This window comes from Methylobacterium platani, assembly GCF_001653715.1.
In the GTDB taxonomy this organism is placed as follows: domain Bacteria; phylum Pseudomonadota; class Alphaproteobacteria; order Rhizobiales; family Beijerinckiaceae; genus Methylobacterium; species Methylobacterium platani.
Genome location: NZ_LWHQ01000015.1, coordinates 95,503 through 113,920 on the forward strand (window position 1 = coordinate 95,503; position 18,418 = coordinate 113,920).

General features: G+C 71.5%; 18 protein-coding genes. 16 read left to right on the forward strand and 2 right to left on the reverse strand.

The features are described from left to right. Nucleotides 1–89: 89 nt before the first annotated feature. Together A5481_RS08035 and A5481_RS08040 are read left to right on the forward strand one after the other, a co-directional pair. Nucleotides 90–1,019, forward strand: a complete 930-nt coding sequence (locus A5481_RS08035) for a glycoside hydrolase 5 family protein (protein ID WP_048437023.1) — start codon at nucleotides 90–92, stop codon at nucleotides 1,017–1,019. Nucleotides 1,020–1,024: 5 nt separating this feature from the next. Next, entirely contained in the window at nucleotides 1,025–1,867 is an 843-nt protein-coding gene (locus tag A5481_RS08040) for a PIG-L deacetylase family protein (protein WP_245239180.1), read from the forward strand. A gap of 66 nt (nucleotides 1,868–1,933) precedes the next feature. Here the strand turns inward: A5481_RS08040 and A5481_RS34570 are convergent, their stop codons facing one another. Further along, nucleotides 1,934–2,083: a hypothetical protein gene (locus A5481_RS34570; RefSeq protein WP_167350098.1), complete on the reverse strand. Its 150-nt coding sequence runs from the start codon at nucleotides 2,081–2,083 to the stop codon at nucleotides 1,934–1,936. Between the two features lie 364 nt (nucleotides 2,084–2,447). Between A5481_RS34570 and A5481_RS08045 the strand changes: the two genes are divergently transcribed. From A5481_RS08045 to A5481_RS08110, 14 genes are all read left to right on the forward strand, one after another. Beyond that, nucleotides 2,448–2,777 (forward strand): hypothetical protein, encoded by a 330-nt coding sequence (locus A5481_RS08045; protein WP_064503872.1) that lies wholly within the window; start codon nucleotides 2,448–2,450, stop codon nucleotides 2,775–2,777. Between the two features lie 62 nt (nucleotides 2,778–2,839). Beyond that, entirely contained in the window at nucleotides 2,840–3,484 is a 645-nt protein-coding gene (locus tag A5481_RS08050) for a PRC-barrel domain-containing protein (RefSeq protein ID WP_048437024.1), read from the forward strand. A gap of 26 nt (nucleotides 3,485–3,510) precedes the next feature. Continuing rightward, nucleotides 3,511–3,984: a GNAT family N-acetyltransferase gene (locus A5481_RS08055; protein WP_082173557.1), complete on the forward strand. Its 474-nt coding sequence runs from the start codon at nucleotides 3,511–3,513 to the stop codon at nucleotides 3,982–3,984. Between the two features lie 218 nt (nucleotides 3,985–4,202). Next, nucleotides 4,203–4,862, forward strand: a complete 660-nt coding sequence (locus A5481_RS08060) for a cytochrome c3 family protein (RefSeq protein WP_048437026.1) — start codon at nucleotides 4,203–4,205, stop codon at nucleotides 4,860–4,862. Next, complete coding sequence (locus A5481_RS08065) at nucleotides 4,859–7,849, forward strand: TAT-variant-translocated molybdopterin oxidoreductase (RefSeq protein ID WP_064503873.1); 2,991 nt, start codon at nucleotides 4,859–4,861, stop codon at nucleotides 7,847–7,849. The genes A5481_RS08060 and A5481_RS08065 overlap by 4 nt, the downstream gene beginning before the upstream one ends. Next, nucleotides 7,846–9,840: a quinol:electron acceptor oxidoreductase subunit ActD gene (locus tag A5481_RS08070; protein ID WP_053082496.1), complete on the forward strand. Its 1,995-nt coding sequence runs from the start codon at nucleotides 7,846–7,848 to the stop codon at nucleotides 9,838–9,840. Before A5481_RS08065 ends, A5481_RS08070 begins: the two co-directional genes overlap by 4 nt. 53 nt (nucleotides 9,841–9,893) lie before the next feature. After that, complete coding sequence (locus A5481_RS08075) at nucleotides 9,894–10,400, forward strand: c-type cytochrome (protein WP_082173306.1); 507 nt, start codon at nucleotides 9,894–9,896, stop codon at nucleotides 10,398–10,400. Further along, entirely contained in the window at nucleotides 10,397–11,455 is a 1,059-nt protein-coding gene (locus tag A5481_RS08080) for a hypothetical protein (protein WP_064503874.1), read from the forward strand. The genes A5481_RS08075 and A5481_RS08080 overlap by 4 nt, the downstream gene beginning before the upstream one ends. Then, nucleotides 11,452–11,979, forward strand: a complete 528-nt coding sequence (locus A5481_RS08085) for a hypothetical protein (RefSeq protein ID WP_064503875.1) — start codon at nucleotides 11,452–11,454, stop codon at nucleotides 11,977–11,979. Before A5481_RS08080 ends, A5481_RS08085 begins: the two co-directional genes overlap by 4 nt. Next, the gene (gene coxB / locus A5481_RS08090) at nucleotides 11,976–12,944 is read left to right on the forward strand and encodes a cytochrome c oxidase subunit II (protein WP_048434150.1); all 969 of its coding nucleotides are present in this window, start codon (nucleotides 11,976–11,978) and stop codon (nucleotides 12,942–12,944) included. The genes A5481_RS08085 and coxB overlap by 4 nt, the downstream gene beginning before the upstream one ends. Continuing rightward, entirely contained in the window at nucleotides 12,941–14,617 is a 1,677-nt protein-coding gene (locus A5481_RS08095; protein ID WP_048434151.1) for a cytochrome c oxidase subunit I, read from the forward strand. The genes coxB and A5481_RS08095 overlap by 4 nt, the downstream gene beginning before the upstream one ends. After that, on the forward strand, nucleotides 14,614–15,276 hold the full coding sequence (locus A5481_RS08100; protein WP_048434152.1) for a cytochrome c oxidase subunit 3: 663 nt from the start codon (nucleotides 14,614–14,616) through the stop codon (nucleotides 15,274–15,276). The genes A5481_RS08095 and A5481_RS08100 overlap by 4 nt, the downstream gene beginning before the upstream one ends. A gap of 10 nt (nucleotides 15,277–15,286) precedes the next feature. Continuing rightward, entirely contained in the window at nucleotides 15,287–15,586 is a 300-nt protein-coding gene (locus A5481_RS08105; RefSeq protein WP_245238844.1) for a cytochrome C oxidase subunit IV family protein, read from the forward strand. A gap of 343 nt (nucleotides 15,587–15,929) precedes the next feature. Continuing rightward, entirely contained in the window at nucleotides 15,930–16,631 is a 702-nt protein-coding gene (locus A5481_RS08110) for a TetR/AcrR family transcriptional regulator (protein ID WP_053082376.1), read from the forward strand. A 120-nt stretch (nucleotides 16,632–16,751) separates the two neighbouring features. Here the strand turns inward: A5481_RS08110 and A5481_RS08115 are convergent, their stop codons facing one another. Then, on the reverse strand, nucleotides 16,752–18,248 hold the full coding sequence (locus A5481_RS08115; protein ID WP_048434153.1) for an NCS1 family nucleobase:cation symporter-1: 1,497 nt from the start codon (nucleotides 18,246–18,248) through the stop codon (nucleotides 16,752–16,754). Between the last annotated feature and the right edge of the window lie 170 nt (nucleotides 18,249–18,418).

Below are 18,418 nucleotides of genomic sequence, written 5' to 3' on the forward strand. Positions count from 1 at the left end.
GGCCAGCCGCGGCGGACGGCTTGCGCCGCACCCGCCCGGCGGCCATGACGGGCCGAGATACTCCCTGCCTGTGTACGCCCGAGGCCGGCATGATCGAAGCGGCGATGATCTGGAACGAGCCCAACAACAAGTCGCACTGGGATCCCGAGATCGATCCGGGCTGGTCGCTGTTCGCCGATACCCTCGACTGCGCGGCGAGGGCCGTGAAGGCGGAAGCGCCCCACCTGCCGACGGTGCTCGGCGGCATCTCGCCGATCGACCCGACCTTCATCCGGCTGCTCGACGGCAAGGGCGCCCTCGACCACGTCGACGTGGTGGCGGTGCACGGCTTCCCGCTCGACTGGAACCTGTGGCAGATCGGCGAGTGGCCCGGCAAGCTCGCCGAGATCCGGGCGGTGACGGACAAGCCGATCTGGGTCACCGAGGTCGGCGTCTCGACCTTCGGGGCCGAGGAGGTGCAGGTCTTCGGGCTCGACCGCACCGCCGAATTGCTGGTCGGCCGGGCGCCGCGCATCCACTGGTACAGCCTCTACGACCTGCCGCAGGCCTGGGGCGCCACCACCCGCCACCGGGAGGCGGAGGGCTCGTCCTATTACCGGCACTTCTTCATGGGGTTGCTGCGCGAGGACGGCACGCCGAAGCCCGCGCTCGAGCACTTCGCCCGCCACACCCCGGCGCTGGGCCTGTGCCAGTGGTTCCACTACCAGGATCACCGCCTCGACGAGGCGGTGGACTGGATGCGGCGGCTCGGGGTGACATATCTCCGCACCGGCCTGTCCTGGGCCGATTCGTTCCGGCCGAACGCCCTCGACTGGTTCGACCGGCAGATGGAGGCCCTGGCGGAGTTCGACGTGACCGTGACCTTCTGCTTCACCCCCGAGCACCGGGGCATCGCCCCCCACCACACCAGCCCGCCGCAGGTGAAGGAGGAATTCGCCGAGTTCTGCGCCGCGATGGTCCGGCGCTACGCCGGGATGATCCGGCCCGGGCCGGCCCTCGGGCCGCGGCCGGCGATCTGATCCCGATGCCCCGCATCGCCCCGACCTCGCCGGCCGCGGACGCGGTCCTGGCGGCCCTCGCCGACCCGGCCTGCGGGCCGGTGGCGGCGCATCGCGTCGCCCTGGTGGTGGCGCACCCGGACGACGAGAGCATCGGCTGCGGCGCGCAGCTGCCGCGGCTCGCCGGCCTCACGGTGGTCCACGTCACCGACGGGGCGCCCCGCGACGGGCGGGACGCCGAGCGCCGCGGCTTCCCCGATCCCGCCGCCTACGCGGCGGCGCGGGCACGCGAGCTCGACGCGGCACTGACGCTCGCCGGCATCGCCCCCGAGCGGCGCCTCGCCCTCGGGCATCGCGACCAGGGGGTGGCGGAGATCATCGCGCCTCTCGCCCGCCGCCTCGCCGCGCTGTTCTCGGAACGCGGCATCGCGGTGGCGCTGACCCACGCCTGCGAGGGCGGCCACCCGGACCACGACGCCGTGGCGCTGAGCCTGCAGGGCGCCCGCCGGCTCCTCGGGCCGGATCGCCTCGCGGTGATCGAGATGCCGTTCTACCATGCCGGCCCGGACGGGCCGGATGCCGGCAGCTTCCTGCCGGCCGAGCCGCCGCGACGCGCCATCGCGCTCCACCTCGATCCGGAGGATTGCGCCTTCAAGGCGGAGCTGTTCGCCGCCCATGCCAGCCAGGCCGCGACCCTGAACCAGTTTCCGATCGCGCTGGAGCGCTTCCGCGAGGCGCCCGACTACGATTTCACCGCCCTGCCGAATGGCGGGCGGCTGCTCTACGAGGCCTGGGGGCTCGGGATCGACGGGGCGCGCTTCCGGGACCTGGCGGAGGCGGCGGGCCGGGAGCTCGACGACGGCGAATGATCGCGTCGGGTTCGATGCGGCGCGGCGGATGGAGCCGCGCATCATTCTGAGATGATTTGCCGGCGCTCAATGCCCCGCGCCCGCCGGCAACGAACGATAATATGCGATCACGTCGCGGTAATCCTGGTCGACCGGGGTGACCGGGACGACGAGGCGGAGACCGAGGCCGACGAGGCCGGTGAGCAGGGCGAGGACGAGGCAGGCGCGCAGCGACATGACCGGCCGGTGCCAGAAGCGCCGGCCGGCGTAAAGCCGGGCGGCGAGAAATGCGTACGGCCGGGCCGGTCGACGGTCCTTGGCGGAGCGAGGGGGCGGAGCTCAACCGAGGGTCGCGACCGGCCCGGCCGCATGTCCATCAACCTACCGGACGAGTGATGAATGTCAACATTCGTCACTCGCCAGCGGCTGCATCCGGGCGCCCTGTGTGCGCCAGCGCACAAAGTCGATCCGGCCGCGTTTCCGCCGGAGACCTCGCCGAGACCTCGTGTCGAGGGAGATGTCGCGGGTGAAATCGAGGACGATCGTGGACCATGCCGCAGGGACCGCACCGGGACCGCACCGACGAGGCCGCGCCGGCCTCGTGCCGCTCCTGCTCGTCCTCGCCGGCGGGCCGGCCGCGGCCGAGGACGCGGCCCTTCAGGCTCTCGAAGGCGGCTGGCATGCCTGCCTGCGCCAGGCCTTCGCCGGACAGCCCCTCGGGATGGAGCGGCGGGCGGCGCAACGCGCGGCCCTCGAGGCCTGCAAGCCGCAGGAGGACGCCTACGTCCACGCGATGCTGGCGGCGCAGGAGGCCGAGGTGCGGGCCCGCGCCACGCGGGGCGTCGTCGCCCGGGCGAGGGACTGGGCGCTCGCGGCCGTCGGCTCGGCGCGGGCGACGGTCGGCGGGGTGATCGACCGGCTGCGCCGGTGAACCGCGGCGCGCCGCTGCCGTTGAGACCTCGAGCCCTGCATCACGATCCCGGAGACCCGATCATGCGCGCCGCCTTGCGCAACGCCCGTCCCCTCGCCGCTCTTCCCCTCGCCCTCGCCGGCCTGCTGGCCGCCGCGCCGGCCCTCGCCCAGCAGCCCGCCCCGGCCTCCGATCCGGCCGCGGGCTTCCTCACCCGGCCGGAGCCGGGCAGCCTGCGGGCCTCGAAGCTCGTCGGGGTCAAGGTGATCGGCATGGACCACGTCCGGGTCGGCGAGATCGAGGACGTGCTGCTCACCGAGGACGGGCGGGTGCGCGCGGTGGTGATCGGCGTCGGCGGCTTCCTCGGCATCGGCCAGAAATCCGTGGCGGTGCCGTTCGGCGCGCTCGCCTGGAACACCGGGCGGGCCGCCGCCGGGGCGCCGCCCTCCCACACCACGCCGGAGCGGGCGCCGAGCGAGGCCGCGGCAGCGAGCGCCGGCCCGCAGACCATGCCCGGCGCGACGGTCACCGACCAGGCGCTCGCCGCCGTGCCGCAGAAGCGCAGCGGCACCGTCGACGACGCCACCGGCTCGGTCATGGCGCCCGAGCCCCGGGGCCGCGCCACGGTGCTGGCGACCGGCGACGGCACGGTGGCGGAGGCGGAGGTGCGGCTGACCAAGGCGCAGCTCCAGGCCGCGCCGGCCTTCGCGTACGAGGCCGCCCGCTGAGCCGCCCCGCCGCCCGCTGGCGCCCGTTGCGGGCGCCGGACCTCGCCGCCGCCGCCCGCCTCGCCGCCCGCATCCATCCGGACTACCCGGAGGACGACGCGGTGATGGCCGAGCGCCTGCGCCTGTGCCCGGAGGGCTGCTTCGCCCTTGCGGGCGACGACGGCCTGCTCGGCTACGCGATCGGTCATCCGTGGCGGGCGCGGGCGGTGCCGGAGCTCGACACCCTCGTCGGGGCGCTGCCGGAGCCGGCGGGCGCGTGGTGCATCCACGACGTCGCGCTCGACCCGGGCGCGCGGGGCCGCGGCGCGGCGGGGGAGGTCGTCGGGCTGATGCTCGACGCGGCGGCGCGCCGCCGCCTGCCCGAGGCGGTGCTGGTCGCGGTCGGCGACGCCGCCGGCTTCTGGCGCCGCCACGGCTTCCGGCCGATCCCAGAGGCCGCGCCCCCCGGCTACGGCGCGGGGGCGGCCCTGATGGTGCGGGCCGTACCCGACCCGTCGTGAGACCGGGCGGACCGCCGCGGCGGGGCGCCGGGGCGGGGCCACGCTGTCGCACCCTGATGATCCGTCTCCGGGGCATCTGGCCGTCGCCGACGCCTGCGCCACCTAGCTTGGCATCGTTCCAGGGGAGCGGCGGCGGCATGACGAGGACGGGGTGCGAAGCGTGATTTCCGTCTCGGGCCCGAGGCGTCCGGCACCTCTCCAGGGCGAGGCCTGACGCCGTGCGCCAGCTCTTCGCCCCGGGTGCCGACGCCCTCCTGCGCCTCGCGCTCCTGACCGGCGCCGCGTGCCTCGCGGCCCTGCCGGTAGTGGGGGCGGGGCTGGTGCGCTCCTCCTACGTCACCGGCGTCGGGGTGGCGCCGGCCCAGCCGGTGCCGTTCAGCCACAAGCACCATGCGGGCGAGCTGAAGATCGACTGCCGCTACTGCCACACCACCGTCGAGACCCAGGCCACCGCCGGCCTCCCGCCGACCCATACCTGCATGACCTGCCACACGCAGATCTGGTCCGGCTCGGACATGCTGGAGCCGGTGCGGGCGAGCTACGCCAAGGATCAGCCCCTGGTCTGGACCCGCCTGAACAAGCTGCCGGGCTACGTCTACTACAACCACTCGGTCCACGTGACCAACGGCATCGGCTGCTCGACCTGCCACGGCACGGTCACCGACATGCAGCTCACCTACCGGGCCAACGCCTTCGAGATGAGCTTCTGCCTCGATTGCCACCGCAACCCCGAGAAATACGTGCGGCCGAAGGACCAGATCCTCGACATGACCTGGAGCCCGCCGGCGAACCAGGCCGAGATCGGGCCGGAGCTGGTACGCCAGTACCATATCCGCGGCGGCGAGCGGCTGACCGAATGCGGGATCTGCCACCGATGACCGACGACATCGGGGCGCTGCGCGCCCGCCTCGCCGCCGGCGACGGCCCGGCCTTCTGGCGCAGCCTCGACGCGGTGGCGGATTCGCCCGCGTTCCGGGCCTTCCTCGACACCGAGTACCCGGCCGCCGCGCGGCTGGCCGCCGCGCCCGACCGGCGCGGCTTCCTCAAGCTGATGGCCGCCTCCTTCGCGATGAGCGGGCTTGCCGCCTGCGGCCAGCCGGACGGGCGCGCGCAGGAGGTTCCTTACGTCCGCCAGCCCGAGCGGATCGTCCCGGGCGCCCCCCTCGCCTACGCCTCGGCGGCGCTGGTCGACGGCTTCGCCAACGGCATCACGGTCACCACCCGCAACGGCCGCCCGCTCAAGATCGAGGGCAATGCCGATCACCCGTGGAGCCGCGGCGGTACCGACGTGTTCGGGCAGGCCTCGGTGCTCGGGCTCTACGACCCGTTCCGGCTCCAGACACCCCAGGCGCTCGGCCGGCCGAGCTCGTGGCAGGCCTTCCGCGCGGCGATGACCGGGCGCTTCGCGGCGCTCAAGGCCGCCGACGGCGGGCGGGGCCTCCACCTCCTCACCGGCCCGGTCACCTCGCCGTCGCTGGCAGCCCAGATCGCCGCGATGCGCCGCGACTTTCCGGCCATGCGCTGGCACGTCTCGGCCCCGACCGGGCGCGACGCGCTCTACGAGGGAGCCCGCCTCGCCCTCGGGCGGCCGCTCGAGACCCGCTGGCGCTTCGATGAGGCCAAGGTCGTGGTCTCCCTCGACGGCGACCTGCTCGATCCCGGCCCCGGCCAGGTCGGCCAGGCGCGGGACTGGGTCGAGGCCCGGCGCAGGGCGGCCGCCGAGGGCCGGCTGCTGCCTCTCCACCATGCCGGCCCGAGCCCGAACCTGACCTCGGCCAAGGCCGACACGCCGCTCGTCATCGGCTCGGAGGGGCTGGAGGGAATCGTGCGCGACCTCCTGGCCCAGGCCGGGGGCGGGGCGCCCTCCACCGGCGACGGTCCCGCCGCGTCCTGGCGCAGGGCGGCCTTCGCAGGCCTGGACGCGGCGCGCGGCAGCGGCATCGTCCTCGCCGGCGCGCATGGAGGGCCGGAGCTGCTGGCCCAGGTCCACCGCCTCAACGCGGCCCTCGGCAATACCGGCCGCACCGTCTTCCACACCGCGCCGGTCCCGGTGCTCGACGCGGAGCCGCTGTCGGCGCTGACGGAGGCGATGCGCCGGGGCGAGGTGCAGCTCCTGGTGATGCTCGACGTCAACCCGGTCTACGACGCGCCGGGCGACCTCGGCTTCCTGGAGGCCCTGGGGCGGGTCCCGCTCAAGGTCCATGCCGGGCTCTACCAGGACGAGACCGCGTTCCACTGCGACTGGAACCTGCCGCTCGCCCACCCGCTCGAAGCCTGGGGCGATGCCCGCTCCCTCGACGGGACGGTGACGCCGATCCAGCCGACGGTGCGCCCGCTCTACGACGGCCGCTCGGGTCCGGAGATCCTGTCGATCCTCACCGATGCCGAGGCGAAGGACGGGCGCGCCCTGTTCGATGCCCATTGGCGCCGTCCCGGCGAGGCGGAGGCCGCCTGGGACGCCCGGCGCGAGGCCTTCCTCCAAGCCGGCTTCCTGGAGAACACCGCGCTTCCGGCCGAGACCGTCGGAGCGCCGGTGCCGGCCCCCGTCGTCCCCGCCCGCCCGGCGCCCTCGCCCGCCGGTCCCGCCCGGCGGGTCGAGGTGCTGTTCCGGGCCGACGCGACCGTGTGGGACGGAAGCCTCGCCAACCTCGCCTGGCTGCAGGAACTCCCCAAGCCCCTGACCAAGGTGGTGTGGGGCAACGTGATCGCGGTGAGCCCCGCCCTCGCCGAGCGCGAGGAGCTGCGCCAGGGCGACGTCGTGACCCTCGAGGCCGCGGGCCGGCGGATCGAGGGGCCGGTCTGGATCCAGCCGGGCCAGGCCGACGATTCCGTCACGGTCGGGCTCGGCTACGGCCGGAGGATCCCGGAGCAGCTCGCCGACGGGCTCGGCTACGACGCCTACCCGATCCGCCCCGGCGCCACGCCCTGGCGCCAGCCCGAGGCGACGCTCGCCAAGACGGGGCGCAGGGCGCCGCCGGTGACGACGCAGGATCACGGCACCATGGAGGGGCACGACTTCATCCGCGTGCAGGCGGTGGGCTCGACCACGCCCGTCGTCGCCCGCGAGGCCCTGCCCTCGCTCTATCCCCCGGCCCCGACCTCGCCCGGCGGGCGCTACGGCAGCGAGCGCGCCTGGGGCATGGTCATCGACCTCGATGCCTGCATCGGCTGCAACGCCTGCGTCACCGCCTGCCAGTCCGAGAACAACATCCCGGTCGTCGGCAAGGAGGAAGTGGCTCTCGGCCGCTGGCTGCACTGGCTGCGGATCGACCGCTACTACGAGGGCGGGCTCGAGACGCCGAAAACCCACTTCATGCCGGTGCCCTGCATGCATTGCGAGCAGGCGCCCTGCGAGGTCGGCTGCCCGGTGGAGGCGACCGTCCACGACCGCGAGGGCCTGAACCTCATGGTCTACAACCGCTGCGTCGGCACCCGCGCCTGCTCGAGCTACTGCCCGTACAAGGTCCGGCGCTTCAACTACCTCGACTATTCCGGCGACACGGCGCCGGTCCAGCAGCAGCAGCGCAACCCGGAGGTGACGGTCCGGGCCCGCGGCGTGATGGAGAAATGCACCTACTGCGTCCAGCGCATCGCCGCGGCGCGGATCGATTCGGCGAAGGGCGAGCACGCCCCGATTCCCGACGGCGCGGTCGAGACCGCCTGCCAGGGCGCCTGCCCGACCCGCGCCATCACCTTCGGGGACCTGCGCGATTCCGGCAGCCGGGTGGCGGCCGCCGCCGCCGATCCGCGCAATTACGGCCTCCTCGCCGAGCTCAACACCAGGCCGCGCACCACCTACCTCGCCCGGCTGGTCGAGGAGGCCGCCGTGACGCCCGGGAGCGCCAAGCTTGGGAGCCCCCTGTGAGCGGCGCCCTGAACCCCCGCGCCGGGCTCCTCGCCGCCGGCGAGGACTTCGCCTCGATCGGGCGCGCCGTCACCGGGGCCTCGGCCCGCACCCGCTCGCGGGCGTGGTGGATCGCCTTCGCGGGGGCCTGCGGGCTGCTCGGCGTGTTCGCCGCGGCGCTCGGCTGGCTGCTGCTCAACGGCGTCGGGGTCTGGCACAACAACAACCCGGTCGTCTGGGCGCTCGACATCGTCGCCTACGACTGGTGGATCGGCATCGCCTGCGGGGCGCTGCTCACCTCCGCGACCCTGCGGCTCACCGGCGCGGCCTGGCGCTCGGGGATAGACCGCATCGCCGAGACGACGGCGATCCTGGCCGCGGCCGCCGCCGCCCTCTACCCGATCATCCATCTCGGGCGGCCCTGGGTGTTCTACTGGACCCTGCCCTATCCCAACACCCTGGCGCTCTGGCCGCAATTCCGCTCGCCGCTGGTCTGGGACGCGATCGACATCATCAGCTTCCTGGGGGTGTGCCTGAGCCTGTGGTATGTCGGCCTGCTGCCCGACTTCGCGGCCTTGCGCGACCGCGCCTTCGAGGCGGTGCAGGGCGAGATCCGGGCCGCCGACGAGGGAAGCGGCCGGCGCCGGCGGCTGACGCTGCTCAAGGCGCAGGCCTACGGCATCCTGGCGCTCGGCTGGCGCGGGGCCTCGACGCATTGGGAGCGCTGGCTCCTCGCCGTCCGCACCCTCTCGGCCCTCGCCCTCGTGCTCGTCGTCTCGCTCCAGACCGGGGCGTCGGTGATGCTCGCCGGCACGGTGCTGCCGGGCTGGCACGACACGCTGCTGCCGGTGACGTTCCTGGCCGCCTCGCTGCTCTCGGGCGTCGGCGTCACGGCGGCGCTGACCGTGCTGGTGCGCCGGGCCCTCGGGCTCGAGGCGCTGATCACCGGGCGGCACCTCGCCCTGATGGCGCGGCTGATGCTGGTCCTCGGCCTCGCCTCGGCCTATTGCTACGCCACCGAGATCTTCTCGAGCCTGCTCCACGGCGATCCTTACGACCGGGCGGTGCTGGTGCGGCGCCTGTCCGGCCCGCATGCCTGGGCGTTCTGGCTCATCGTGGTCTTCGCGCTTCTGCCGGTGCAGCTGTTCTGGTTCCGCGCGTTCCGCCGCTCCGGCCTCGTCGTGGCCCTCGTCGGCATCGCCGCCGCGATCGGCAGCTTCGGCGACCACTTCATGCTGCTGATCGTGACGCTCAGCCACGATTTCCTGCCCTCCTCGGCCCATCCCTATTCGATGGGCGTGTGGGGACTGGCGACGCTGGCCGGCTCGGTCGGCCTGTTCCTGGCCCTGCTGCTCCTCGGGTTGCGCACCCTGCCGATGGTGTCGATCACCGAGACCAAGCGCTTCGCGGAAGCCCACCCGGACGGACGACCGAGCGGCGAGGCCGCCCCGACCCTCGCCGAGACCGCGCAGGCGCCGCTCTGGGGCGTCAGCGCCGAGTTCGACGATGCCGGGACGCTCGCCGCCGCCGTGCAGGCCCTGAAGGGGCGCGATCTCGGCGCCCGGATCGAGACCTACGGCCCGGTGCCGATGGGCCGGGCCGCCGCGCTCCTCGGCCGCCCAGCCGGCGTCCTGCCGCTCCTCGCCCTCGGGGCGGCCCTGGCGGGAGGCGCCGCCTTCATGGCGATGTGCCTCTACGCCACCGGCTTCGACTACGTGTTCGACGTCGGCGGGCGGCCGCGCTTCTCCTGGCAGGCCTTCATGGTGCCGAGCGTGTCGTTCGGCACCCTCTGCGGCGGGCTGACCGCCGTGCTGGCGCTGCTGTTCCAGAACCGCCTGCCGCGGCTCAACCACCCGGCCTTCGCGATTCCCGGCTTCGTGCGGGCGAGCGAGGACCGCTTCTTCCTCGCCCTCGAGGCGGCGGGCTCCCGCTTTGATCCCGACCGGATCGAGCAGGCCCTGGCGCGGCTGCCGCAAGGCCGGCCGCTGATGGTCCGGAGGGTGCCGCTGTGAAGCGCCTCGCCCTGCTCATCCCGCTCGCTCTGGCGGCCTGCGACCGGGCCGACATGGTGAGCCAGCCCAAGGCCAAGACCTGGGACAGCAACCCGTTCTTCCCGCAAGGGCAGACGATGCGCCTGCCCGCCCCCGGCACCGTGCCGCGGGCGGCGCCCGACCGGCCGGTGCCGCAGCCGGCCGCCGCGACCCCGGCCCTGCTGGCCCGGGGCCAGGAGCGCTACGCGGTGTTCTGCACGCCCTGCCACGGCGGCGCCGGCCGCGGCGACGGCATAATCGTCCAGCGCGGCTATCCGCGCCCGCCCTCCTTCGACGAGGCCCGCCTGCGCGCGGCACCGGCCAAGCACTTCTACGACGTCATCAGCAACGGCAAGGGCAACATGCTCTCCTACGGCGCCCAGGTGCCGCCGGCCGACCGGTGGGCGATCGTCGCCTATGTTCGCGCGCTGCAACTGAGCCAGGGCGCGACGCTGGCGAGCCTGCCGGCGGAGGACCAGGCCGCGGTCGCGGCCGCCGCCAAAGCTCCCGCCAAGGCTCCCGCCTCCGGAGCGACGCGATGAATCGCCGTCCGATCTCCCTCGCCCTCGGCGTGGCGGCCTTGGCGGCCTGCGCGCTCGCCGGCGCCTCCGGCAGCCCGGTGATGCCGTCCTACCTCGCCGCCTGGCTGGTGCTGGTGGCCCTGCCGGCCGGCAGCCTGCCGCTGCTGATGGGGCTCGAGCTCGCCGGCTTCGCCGCCGGCCCGATGGCGGCGTCCCTGCGCCGCCTGCTCGGCCTGTTGCCGATCGCCGGCCTGCTGCTGCTGCCGGTGCTGCTCAGCCTCCACGGCCTCTATCCGTGGGACCGGGGGGCGTCGCCGCGCACGGCCTTCGCGGGCGTGTGGTTCACCCCCGTCTTCTTCATCCTGCGCAGCCTCGCCTACCTGGCGGTCTGGCTGTGGCTCGCCGACACCTTCCGGCGTCCGGCGGCGGAGCCGGGCAGCCCGGCGGAAGGGCGGCGCCGGGGCCGGGCGGTGCTCGGCCTGATTCTCTACGCCGTCACCGGCACGCTGGCGGCGGAGGACTGGGTGCAATCGGCCGATCCGGGCCTCGCCTCGACCGCCTTCGGCCTCCTGGTGATGACGATCCAGGCCGGCCTCGCGGTCTCGGCGGCGGCGCTGATCGCGGCGCGCGATTCCTCCGGCCGGCCGGGGCGCGACCAGCGCACCGCCGCCGCCTTCGCCGACCCGATCCTGGTGCTGCTGGCGATCTGGGGCTTCGTCCACGCCGCGCAGTACCTCACCGTGTGGTCGGCCAACCTCCCCGAGGAGGCGCGCTGGTACCTCGCCCGCGACGGGGCGCTCGGCCGCCTCGGGCTCTGGGCCGGCCTCGGCGTGATGGTGCTCGCCGCCCTCGTCCTGGTGCCGCGCCGCACCGCCGGGCGGCCGGCGCTGCTGGCCGGCATCGCCCTCCTGATCCTCCTGCTGCACGGGGCCGAGATGTTCTGGCTCGTCACGCCGGGTTTCCGCGGCGCCTTCCGCTTCACCTGGGCCGATGCGCTGGCGGTGATCGGCGTGGTGGGCGTCGCCGGCGGCCTGTATGGCCCGGTGGATCGCCGCCTGCGGGGACGCATCTCGTGAGCGACAAGAGCGTCGATCCCCCGGCCGGGCCCGGCCCCCTCGCGCTGCTCCCCGCCCTCGCGGCGGCGGGCCTGCTGCGCCTCTCCGGCTTCCGCCGCCCCGCCCCGGCCGCGCCGCGGGACGACGGCCCGCACAACCCGGAGGGGTTCGAGGAAGAGGACGTCGACGTCCGCCGCACCGCCTTCGTGGTTGCCGGCCTCGCCGGCTCGGTGGCGCTCGCCATCACGGCGGTGGGGCTGATGATGCACCTGTTCGGCGCCTGGAACGTCGCCGGGACCCTGCCCCTGACGCCGCAGCAGACCGCGACGGTGAAGCCGCCGCCGCCGAACCTCCAGGGCGCGCCCTACGAGGACCTCGCCCGCACCGAGGCCCGGGACCGGGCGGAGCTGACCGGCTACGCGGCCCTGCCCGACGGGCGGGCCCGCATCCCGGTCTCGCGCGCGATGGACCTGATCGCGGGCAAGTCCCTCGATCCCGTCACCTCCGACTCCCTGCCGCCCGCCGGCGGAGCCCCCGTTCGATGAACCCGACCGACCTCGCGCTTCGCCTCTGGCCGGCCGCGGCCTCCGCCACCGCAGTCGAGACCGACTGGCTGATCCTCGCCTTCACGGTCCTGACCCTGCTCCTCACGGTGCCGGTCTTCGTCGCCATCACGTGGTTCGCGATCCGCTACCGCCAGGGCGAGCCGGCCGACCGCAGCCATACCGGCACCCGCAGCATGCTCATCGAGATCAGCTGGATGCTGATCCCGTTCCTGCTCACCCTGATCTTCTTCGTCTGGGGGGCCCGGCTGTTCTTCATCTCGAAGCAGGTGCCCGGCGACGCGATGGTGGTCGAGGCGATCGGCCGCCAGTGGATGTGGAAGTTCCAGCACCCGACCGGGCAGTCCGAGATCAACGACCTGCACCTGCCGATCGGCCAGCCGATCAAGATCCGGATGATCAGCCAGGACGTGATCCACAACCTCTACCTGCCGGCCCTGCGGATGCAGATGGCGACCCTGCCCGACCGCTACACCGAGATGTGGTTCAAGGCCGACCGCACCGGCACCTACCGGCTCTACTGCTCGGAATATTGCGGCACCGACCACTCGAAGATGGACGGGACGCTGACCCTGATGACCCAGGCCGACTACGCCGCCTGGTTGCAGAATGCCGGTGCCCAGCAGGGCGGCCAGGCCGGGGCCGGCCGCGTCGTCTACGAATCCTATGCTTGCGGCGCCTGCCACGATCCCGGCGCCACGGTGCGGGCGCCCTCCCTCGCCGGCCTCTACGGCCGCGAGGTCAAGCTCGCCGACGGCCGCACCATCACGGCCGACGAGACTTACTTGCGCGACAAGATCCTGAACCCGAACCGGCAGAAGCTCGCCGCCGATTACAAGCAGGTGATGCCGGCCTTCCGCAACGTGATCCCGCCCGACGACCTCGACCGTCTCGTCGCCTACCTGAAGAGCACGGGGGCGACGGCGCAGCAGGAAGCCAAGCCATGACGAGTGGTACGATCACCGACGGGCCGGCCCTGCGCGACCCCCACACCCCGGATTCGCGGATCGGCCACGGCGCCGACTACCTGCATGCCGAGCACACCCTGCGCTCGTGGTTCTTCACCACCGACCACAAGCGCATCGCGCTGCTCTATCTCGCCAGCATCACCGCCTTCTTCGTCATCGGCGCGGTGACGGCGGGGCTGGTGCGCCTGGCGCTGGTCGTGCCCGACGGGCAGGTCTTCACCAACGACACCTACAACAAGCTGTTCACGATCCACGGGGTCGTGATGGTGTGGTTCTTCCTGATCCCGAGCATCCCCGCGACCTTCGGCAACTTCCTGATCCCGCTGATGATCGGGGCGCGGGACCTCGCCTTCCCGAAGCTGAACCTCGCCTCCTGGTACGTGTTCATGACCGGGGCGCTGTTCACGCTGGCGAGCGTGGTCTTAGGCGGCGTCGATACCGGCTGGACCTTCTACACCCCGCTCTCCACCGCCTTCTCGAACACCTGGGTGGTGCCCGCCCTCATCGGCGTGACGATCGTCGGCTTCTCGTCGATCCTGACCGGCCTCAACTTCGTGGTGACGATCCACACCATGCGGGCGCCGGGCATGACCTGGTTCCGGCTCCCCATTTTCGTCTGGACCCACTACGCCACCAGCCTGATCTTCCTGCTGGCCACCCCGGTCATCACCGTGGCCCTGGTGCTGCTGATCGCCGAGCGCGCCTTCCATATCGGGGTGTTCGATCCGGCCTATGGCGGCGACCCGGTGCTGTTCCAGCACCTGTTCTGGTTCTACTCGCACCCGGCGGTCTACATCATGGTGCTGCCGGGCATGGGGGTGATCTCCGAGATCGTCCCCGCCTTCGCGCAGAAGAAGCTGTTCGGCTACAAGTTCGTCGCCTACGCGGCGATCGGGCTCGCCTCGGTGACCTTCTTCGTCTGGGGCCACCACATGTTCGTCAACGGGCAGAGCGATTTCGCCAGCTTGGCGTTCTCGGTGCTCAGCTTCGCGGTGGCGGTGCCGTCGGCGGTCAAGGTCTACAACTGGACCGCGACGATCCACAAGGGCTCGCTCAAGCTCGACACGCCGATGCTCTACGCCATGGGCTATATCGGGCTGTTCGTCCTCGGCGGCCTCACGGGTCTCTATCTCGCGACGCTCGCCATCAACCAGCACGTCCACGCCACCTACTTCGTCGTGGCGCACTTCCACTACATCATGGTCGGCGGCACGGTGCTGGCCTTCCTCGGCGGCCTGCATTTCTGGTGGCCGAAGATCACCGGGCGGATGTATATCGAGGCCTGGGGCCGGATCTCCGCCTTCCTGATCTTCATCGGCTTCAACGTCACCTTCTTCCCGCAATTCATCCTCGGCTATCTCGGGATGCCGCGGCGCTACCACGTCTATCCGCCGGAATTCCAGTTCCTCAACATCCTGTCCTCGGCGGGCTCGACCATCCTGGCGGTCGGCTACATCTTCCCGATGGTCTACCTCGTCTACTCGATCTGGTTCGGGAAGCGGGCGCCGGCGAACCCCTGGGACGCCCGCGGCCTCGAATGGACCGTGTCGTCGCCGCCGCCGGCCCACAACTTCGTCACCGAGCCGGTGGCGCCGAAGGTGCCCTACGACTACCCGATCCAGGCCCAGGAGACCGGGAGGCACCACTCGTGAGCGCCGGGGCCTCCGACAGCGCCGTGGGCGTCGAGCTCGTCTCGCACTTCGCCACGGTGGAGCAGCAGAAGCACGCCGCCGTGCTCGGGATGTGGGCCTGGCTGCTGACCGAACTCCTGCTCTTCGCCGGCCTGTTCCTCACGGCGCTCGTCCTGCGGATCATCCACCCGGAGGCGGTGCAGGAGGCGGCGCGCCACCTGAAATTCTGGATCGGCGCCACCAACACCGTGGTGCTGATCGGCTCGAGCCTGACCATGTCGGGGGCGATTCAGCTCTCGCGCCTCGGCTGGCAGCGCGGCATGGTCCGGTTCATGCTCGCCACGGCGGCGTTGGGCACCCTGTTCCTGGTCCTCAAGGGCTACGAGTACTACGCCGATTACCAGGAACACATGATGCCGTTCCTGTCCGACCGGCCCTACGAGCTGAAGGACTCACCCCCCTCGCGGCTGTTCGTGAACCTGTACTACGTCGCGACCGGCCTGCACGGCCTCCACCTGATGACCGGCATCACCATCCTGCTGGTGATGACCTGGCAGGCGAGCCGGGCGGGCTTCCTGACGCGGCACCAGAACCGGATCGAGATCTTCGGCCTCTACTGGCACTTCATCGACCTGATCTGGATCCTCGCCTTCCCGACCCTCTACGTGCTCAACCGATAGGAGCCCCCCTTTGTTCGGTACGCACGACGAGCGCCGCATCCTCTGGCGGCACATGCGCGAGCCGGTCCTGACGGCGGGCGCGCTCCTGGCGATGCTCGGCATCAACGTCGCCTTGGGCGCCACCCTCCCCTTCCCGCATGTCTGGATCGTCGAGCTGATCGTGGCGGGCGCCATGGTGGTGACGATCCTGCTGTTCTCGATGGAGGTCCGCCACGATCCGCCGCTGGTGAAGCTGTTCGCCTGCATCGGATTCTTCTGGGTCGGCATCCTGTTCACGATGACGCTGGTGGATTACCTGTCGCGGGGTTAAATTCGAGTTCGTTCGGCATATCGGCGTGCTGAAGACCAGGCAAAGGCGTGCAATCCAACCCTCCCCTTTCCCGGACGACTGCAGCGATAGCGGAAGGAGATCCGGGATCCAGCACGAAAAGTCGCGAAGCGTCAGAATGTCTGCAACGGAGCAGTCGACAGAGCCGCTTCGCGGCACTTCCTGTGCCGGATCCCGGATCTCCTTCCATTGCGTTTCAGTCGTCCGGGAAAGGGGAGATTGACGAGTGTCGCGGTCCGATCAGAGGATGCGTCCGGCGCTCTCGTCGCGACCGGTGAAGCCTGCTACCACCGATCCCGTATCGCGGAGGATCGGCGTCGGCCCCATGCCACCAGAGACGAAGCCCGCCACCACGAACGACTACCAGCTCCGCCGCCCCTCGGACCGTACCCGCAAGCCGCTGCCGGTGCCCAACGCCGAGGACAAGATCCTCGATGCGGCCGAGTTCATCTTCGGGCATTTCGGCCTGCGCGGCGCCACCACGGCTTTGATCGCCAAGAAGGCCGGCATCGCCAAGGCCCATATCTACTACTACTTCAACGACAAGGAAGACCTCTACTGCGCCATCCTGGAGCGCGCGATGAAGCAGTGGGCGCGCGACCTCGCCGCCCTCGACATGGACTCCGACCTCGCGACGCTGCTGCGCGGCTACATCCACAAGAAGGTCGACTTCTCCCGCGACCATCCCTTCCTGTCGAAGATCTACGCGATGGAGATCATCTCCGGCGCGCCGTTCATCGGCGGGTTCATCGAGACGGTCTCGACACCGCTGCTGATCGAGAAATGCGCGCGGGTGAGCGAGTGGGCGGCTCTGGGCCGGATCACGCCGATCAGCCCGCCCGACCTGTTCTTCTGCATCTGGGCGATGACCCAGGCCTATGCCGACTTTTCGGGCCAGATGGCGATCATGAAGCAGAAGCGGCAGTTGGAAGAGGCCGACTACGACGCCGCCAAGGCGACGATCGTCCAATTGGTCTTCGGGGGGCTGGGGTTGACGGTCGAGGGTGGTTCCGGCCCGAGTGCTTGAAAGGTTTGCACGCCGGGCCGGGCGCACCCCCCTCTCCCCGCCCACGGGGAGAGGAGAAACCCGAGGCTCGCCCGGCAGCGTGGTGAGTGCGGGCGCCCCCGGGACAGGCCTCGTCGGTCTTCACACCGCCCGCGCCACCAGCCGCGGCTGGCGCTTCATCAGCAGGCTGTAGGTGACGTAGCCGAGCCCGCAGCCGATGAACCAGGTGAAGTTGGCCAGCCCCTCCAGCCCCGGCACCACCGCGCAGAGCACCGGCACCAGCGCCGAGGGCACCACCGCCATCACGGCGGCCATGTTGTAGCCGTTCTCGTACCAGTAGGCGCCGGTCGGCCCCATCACGTAGAGGTCGTCGACGATCACCCGCTGCTTCTTCACGCCGTAGAAGTCTGCGATCAGGATGCCGAAGAGCGGGCCGATGAACGCGCCGAGCACGTCGAGCGTATAGTGGATCACCGCCGGGTTGTTGTAGAGGTTCCACGGCGTGATGAAGATCGAGCCGACGGCCGCGATCATCCCGCCCATCCGCCAGCTGATCGTCTTCGGGGCGACGTTCGAGAAGTCGAAGGCCGGCGAGACGAAGTTCGCCACGATGTTGATGCCGATGGTCGCCGTCATGAAGGTGAAGGCGCCGAGTACCACCGCGAAGGTGCTGTCGATCCGGCTCACCGTCTCGACCGGATCGGTGATCATGTGGCCGAAGACCGGCAGGGTGCAGGAGGTGGTGACGACGGTCAGGATCGAGAAGCCGAGGAAATTGACCGGCAGGCCCCAGAAGTTGCCGCGCTTGACCGCCGCGAAGGACTGGCCGTAGCGCGAGAAGTCGCCGAAATTCAGCATCGGCCCCGAGAAATAGGACACGACGAGGGCGACCGCGTTGATCATCACCGGGACGGCGGCCCAGCCGGTATACTTCACCTCGCCGAGCGTGAGGCTGACGTTGTCGAGGCCCGCCTTGGCGACGAGGTACACGGCGAGCGCGATCATCACGACGTAGACCGCCGGGCCGGCCCAGTCGATGAAGACCCGGATCGCCTCCATGCCGCGCCAGAACACCAGCGCCTGCAGCACCCAGAGCAGCATGAACGAGGCCCAGCCGAGCGTCGAGAGGCCGACGAAGCCGTGGCGAGCGACGTCGGCGTAGGGCGCGAGGTCGGGGAAGAACCGCAGCGCCACGATCATCAGGGCGCTCGAGGCGAGATAGGTCTGGATGCCGTACCACGCCACCGCGATCAGCCCGCGGATGATCGCCGGGATGTTGGCGCCCTTCACGCCGAACGAGGCGCGGCAGATCACCGGATAGGGCGTACCCGAGACCTGGCTCGGCTTGGCGACGAGGTTGCAGAACACCTGCACGATCACGATGCCGATCAGCAGCGCGAGCAGGACCTGCCAGCTCACGAGGCCGAGCGAGAACAGGCTGCCGGCGGTGACGTAGCCGCCGACGCTGTGCACGTCCGACATCCAGAAGGCGAAGATGTTGTAGGCGCCCCAGCTCTGCTTGCGCAGGGGCGCGAGGTCCGGGTTGACGAGGTTCTCGTCGTAGGTCGGCTTGATGATGACGTCGGCGTGCTCCGCCGCGCCGGCCCCGCTCGGAGCCCCCGTCGGGATGGTCGCCATGGGTCGTCTCCTCCATCGTCGATTGGACGCTGCGTGAGGCCGAGCGCGTCGGCCTTGCCATGGCGTCGCAAGCAGCATGCCGGTTTTGAACGATTGGTCAAACTCTTTGAACGATGGGTCGCTGCCTGCAAATGAGGCAATCTCTGACCATGCGGCAGGCCTTCGTTCAC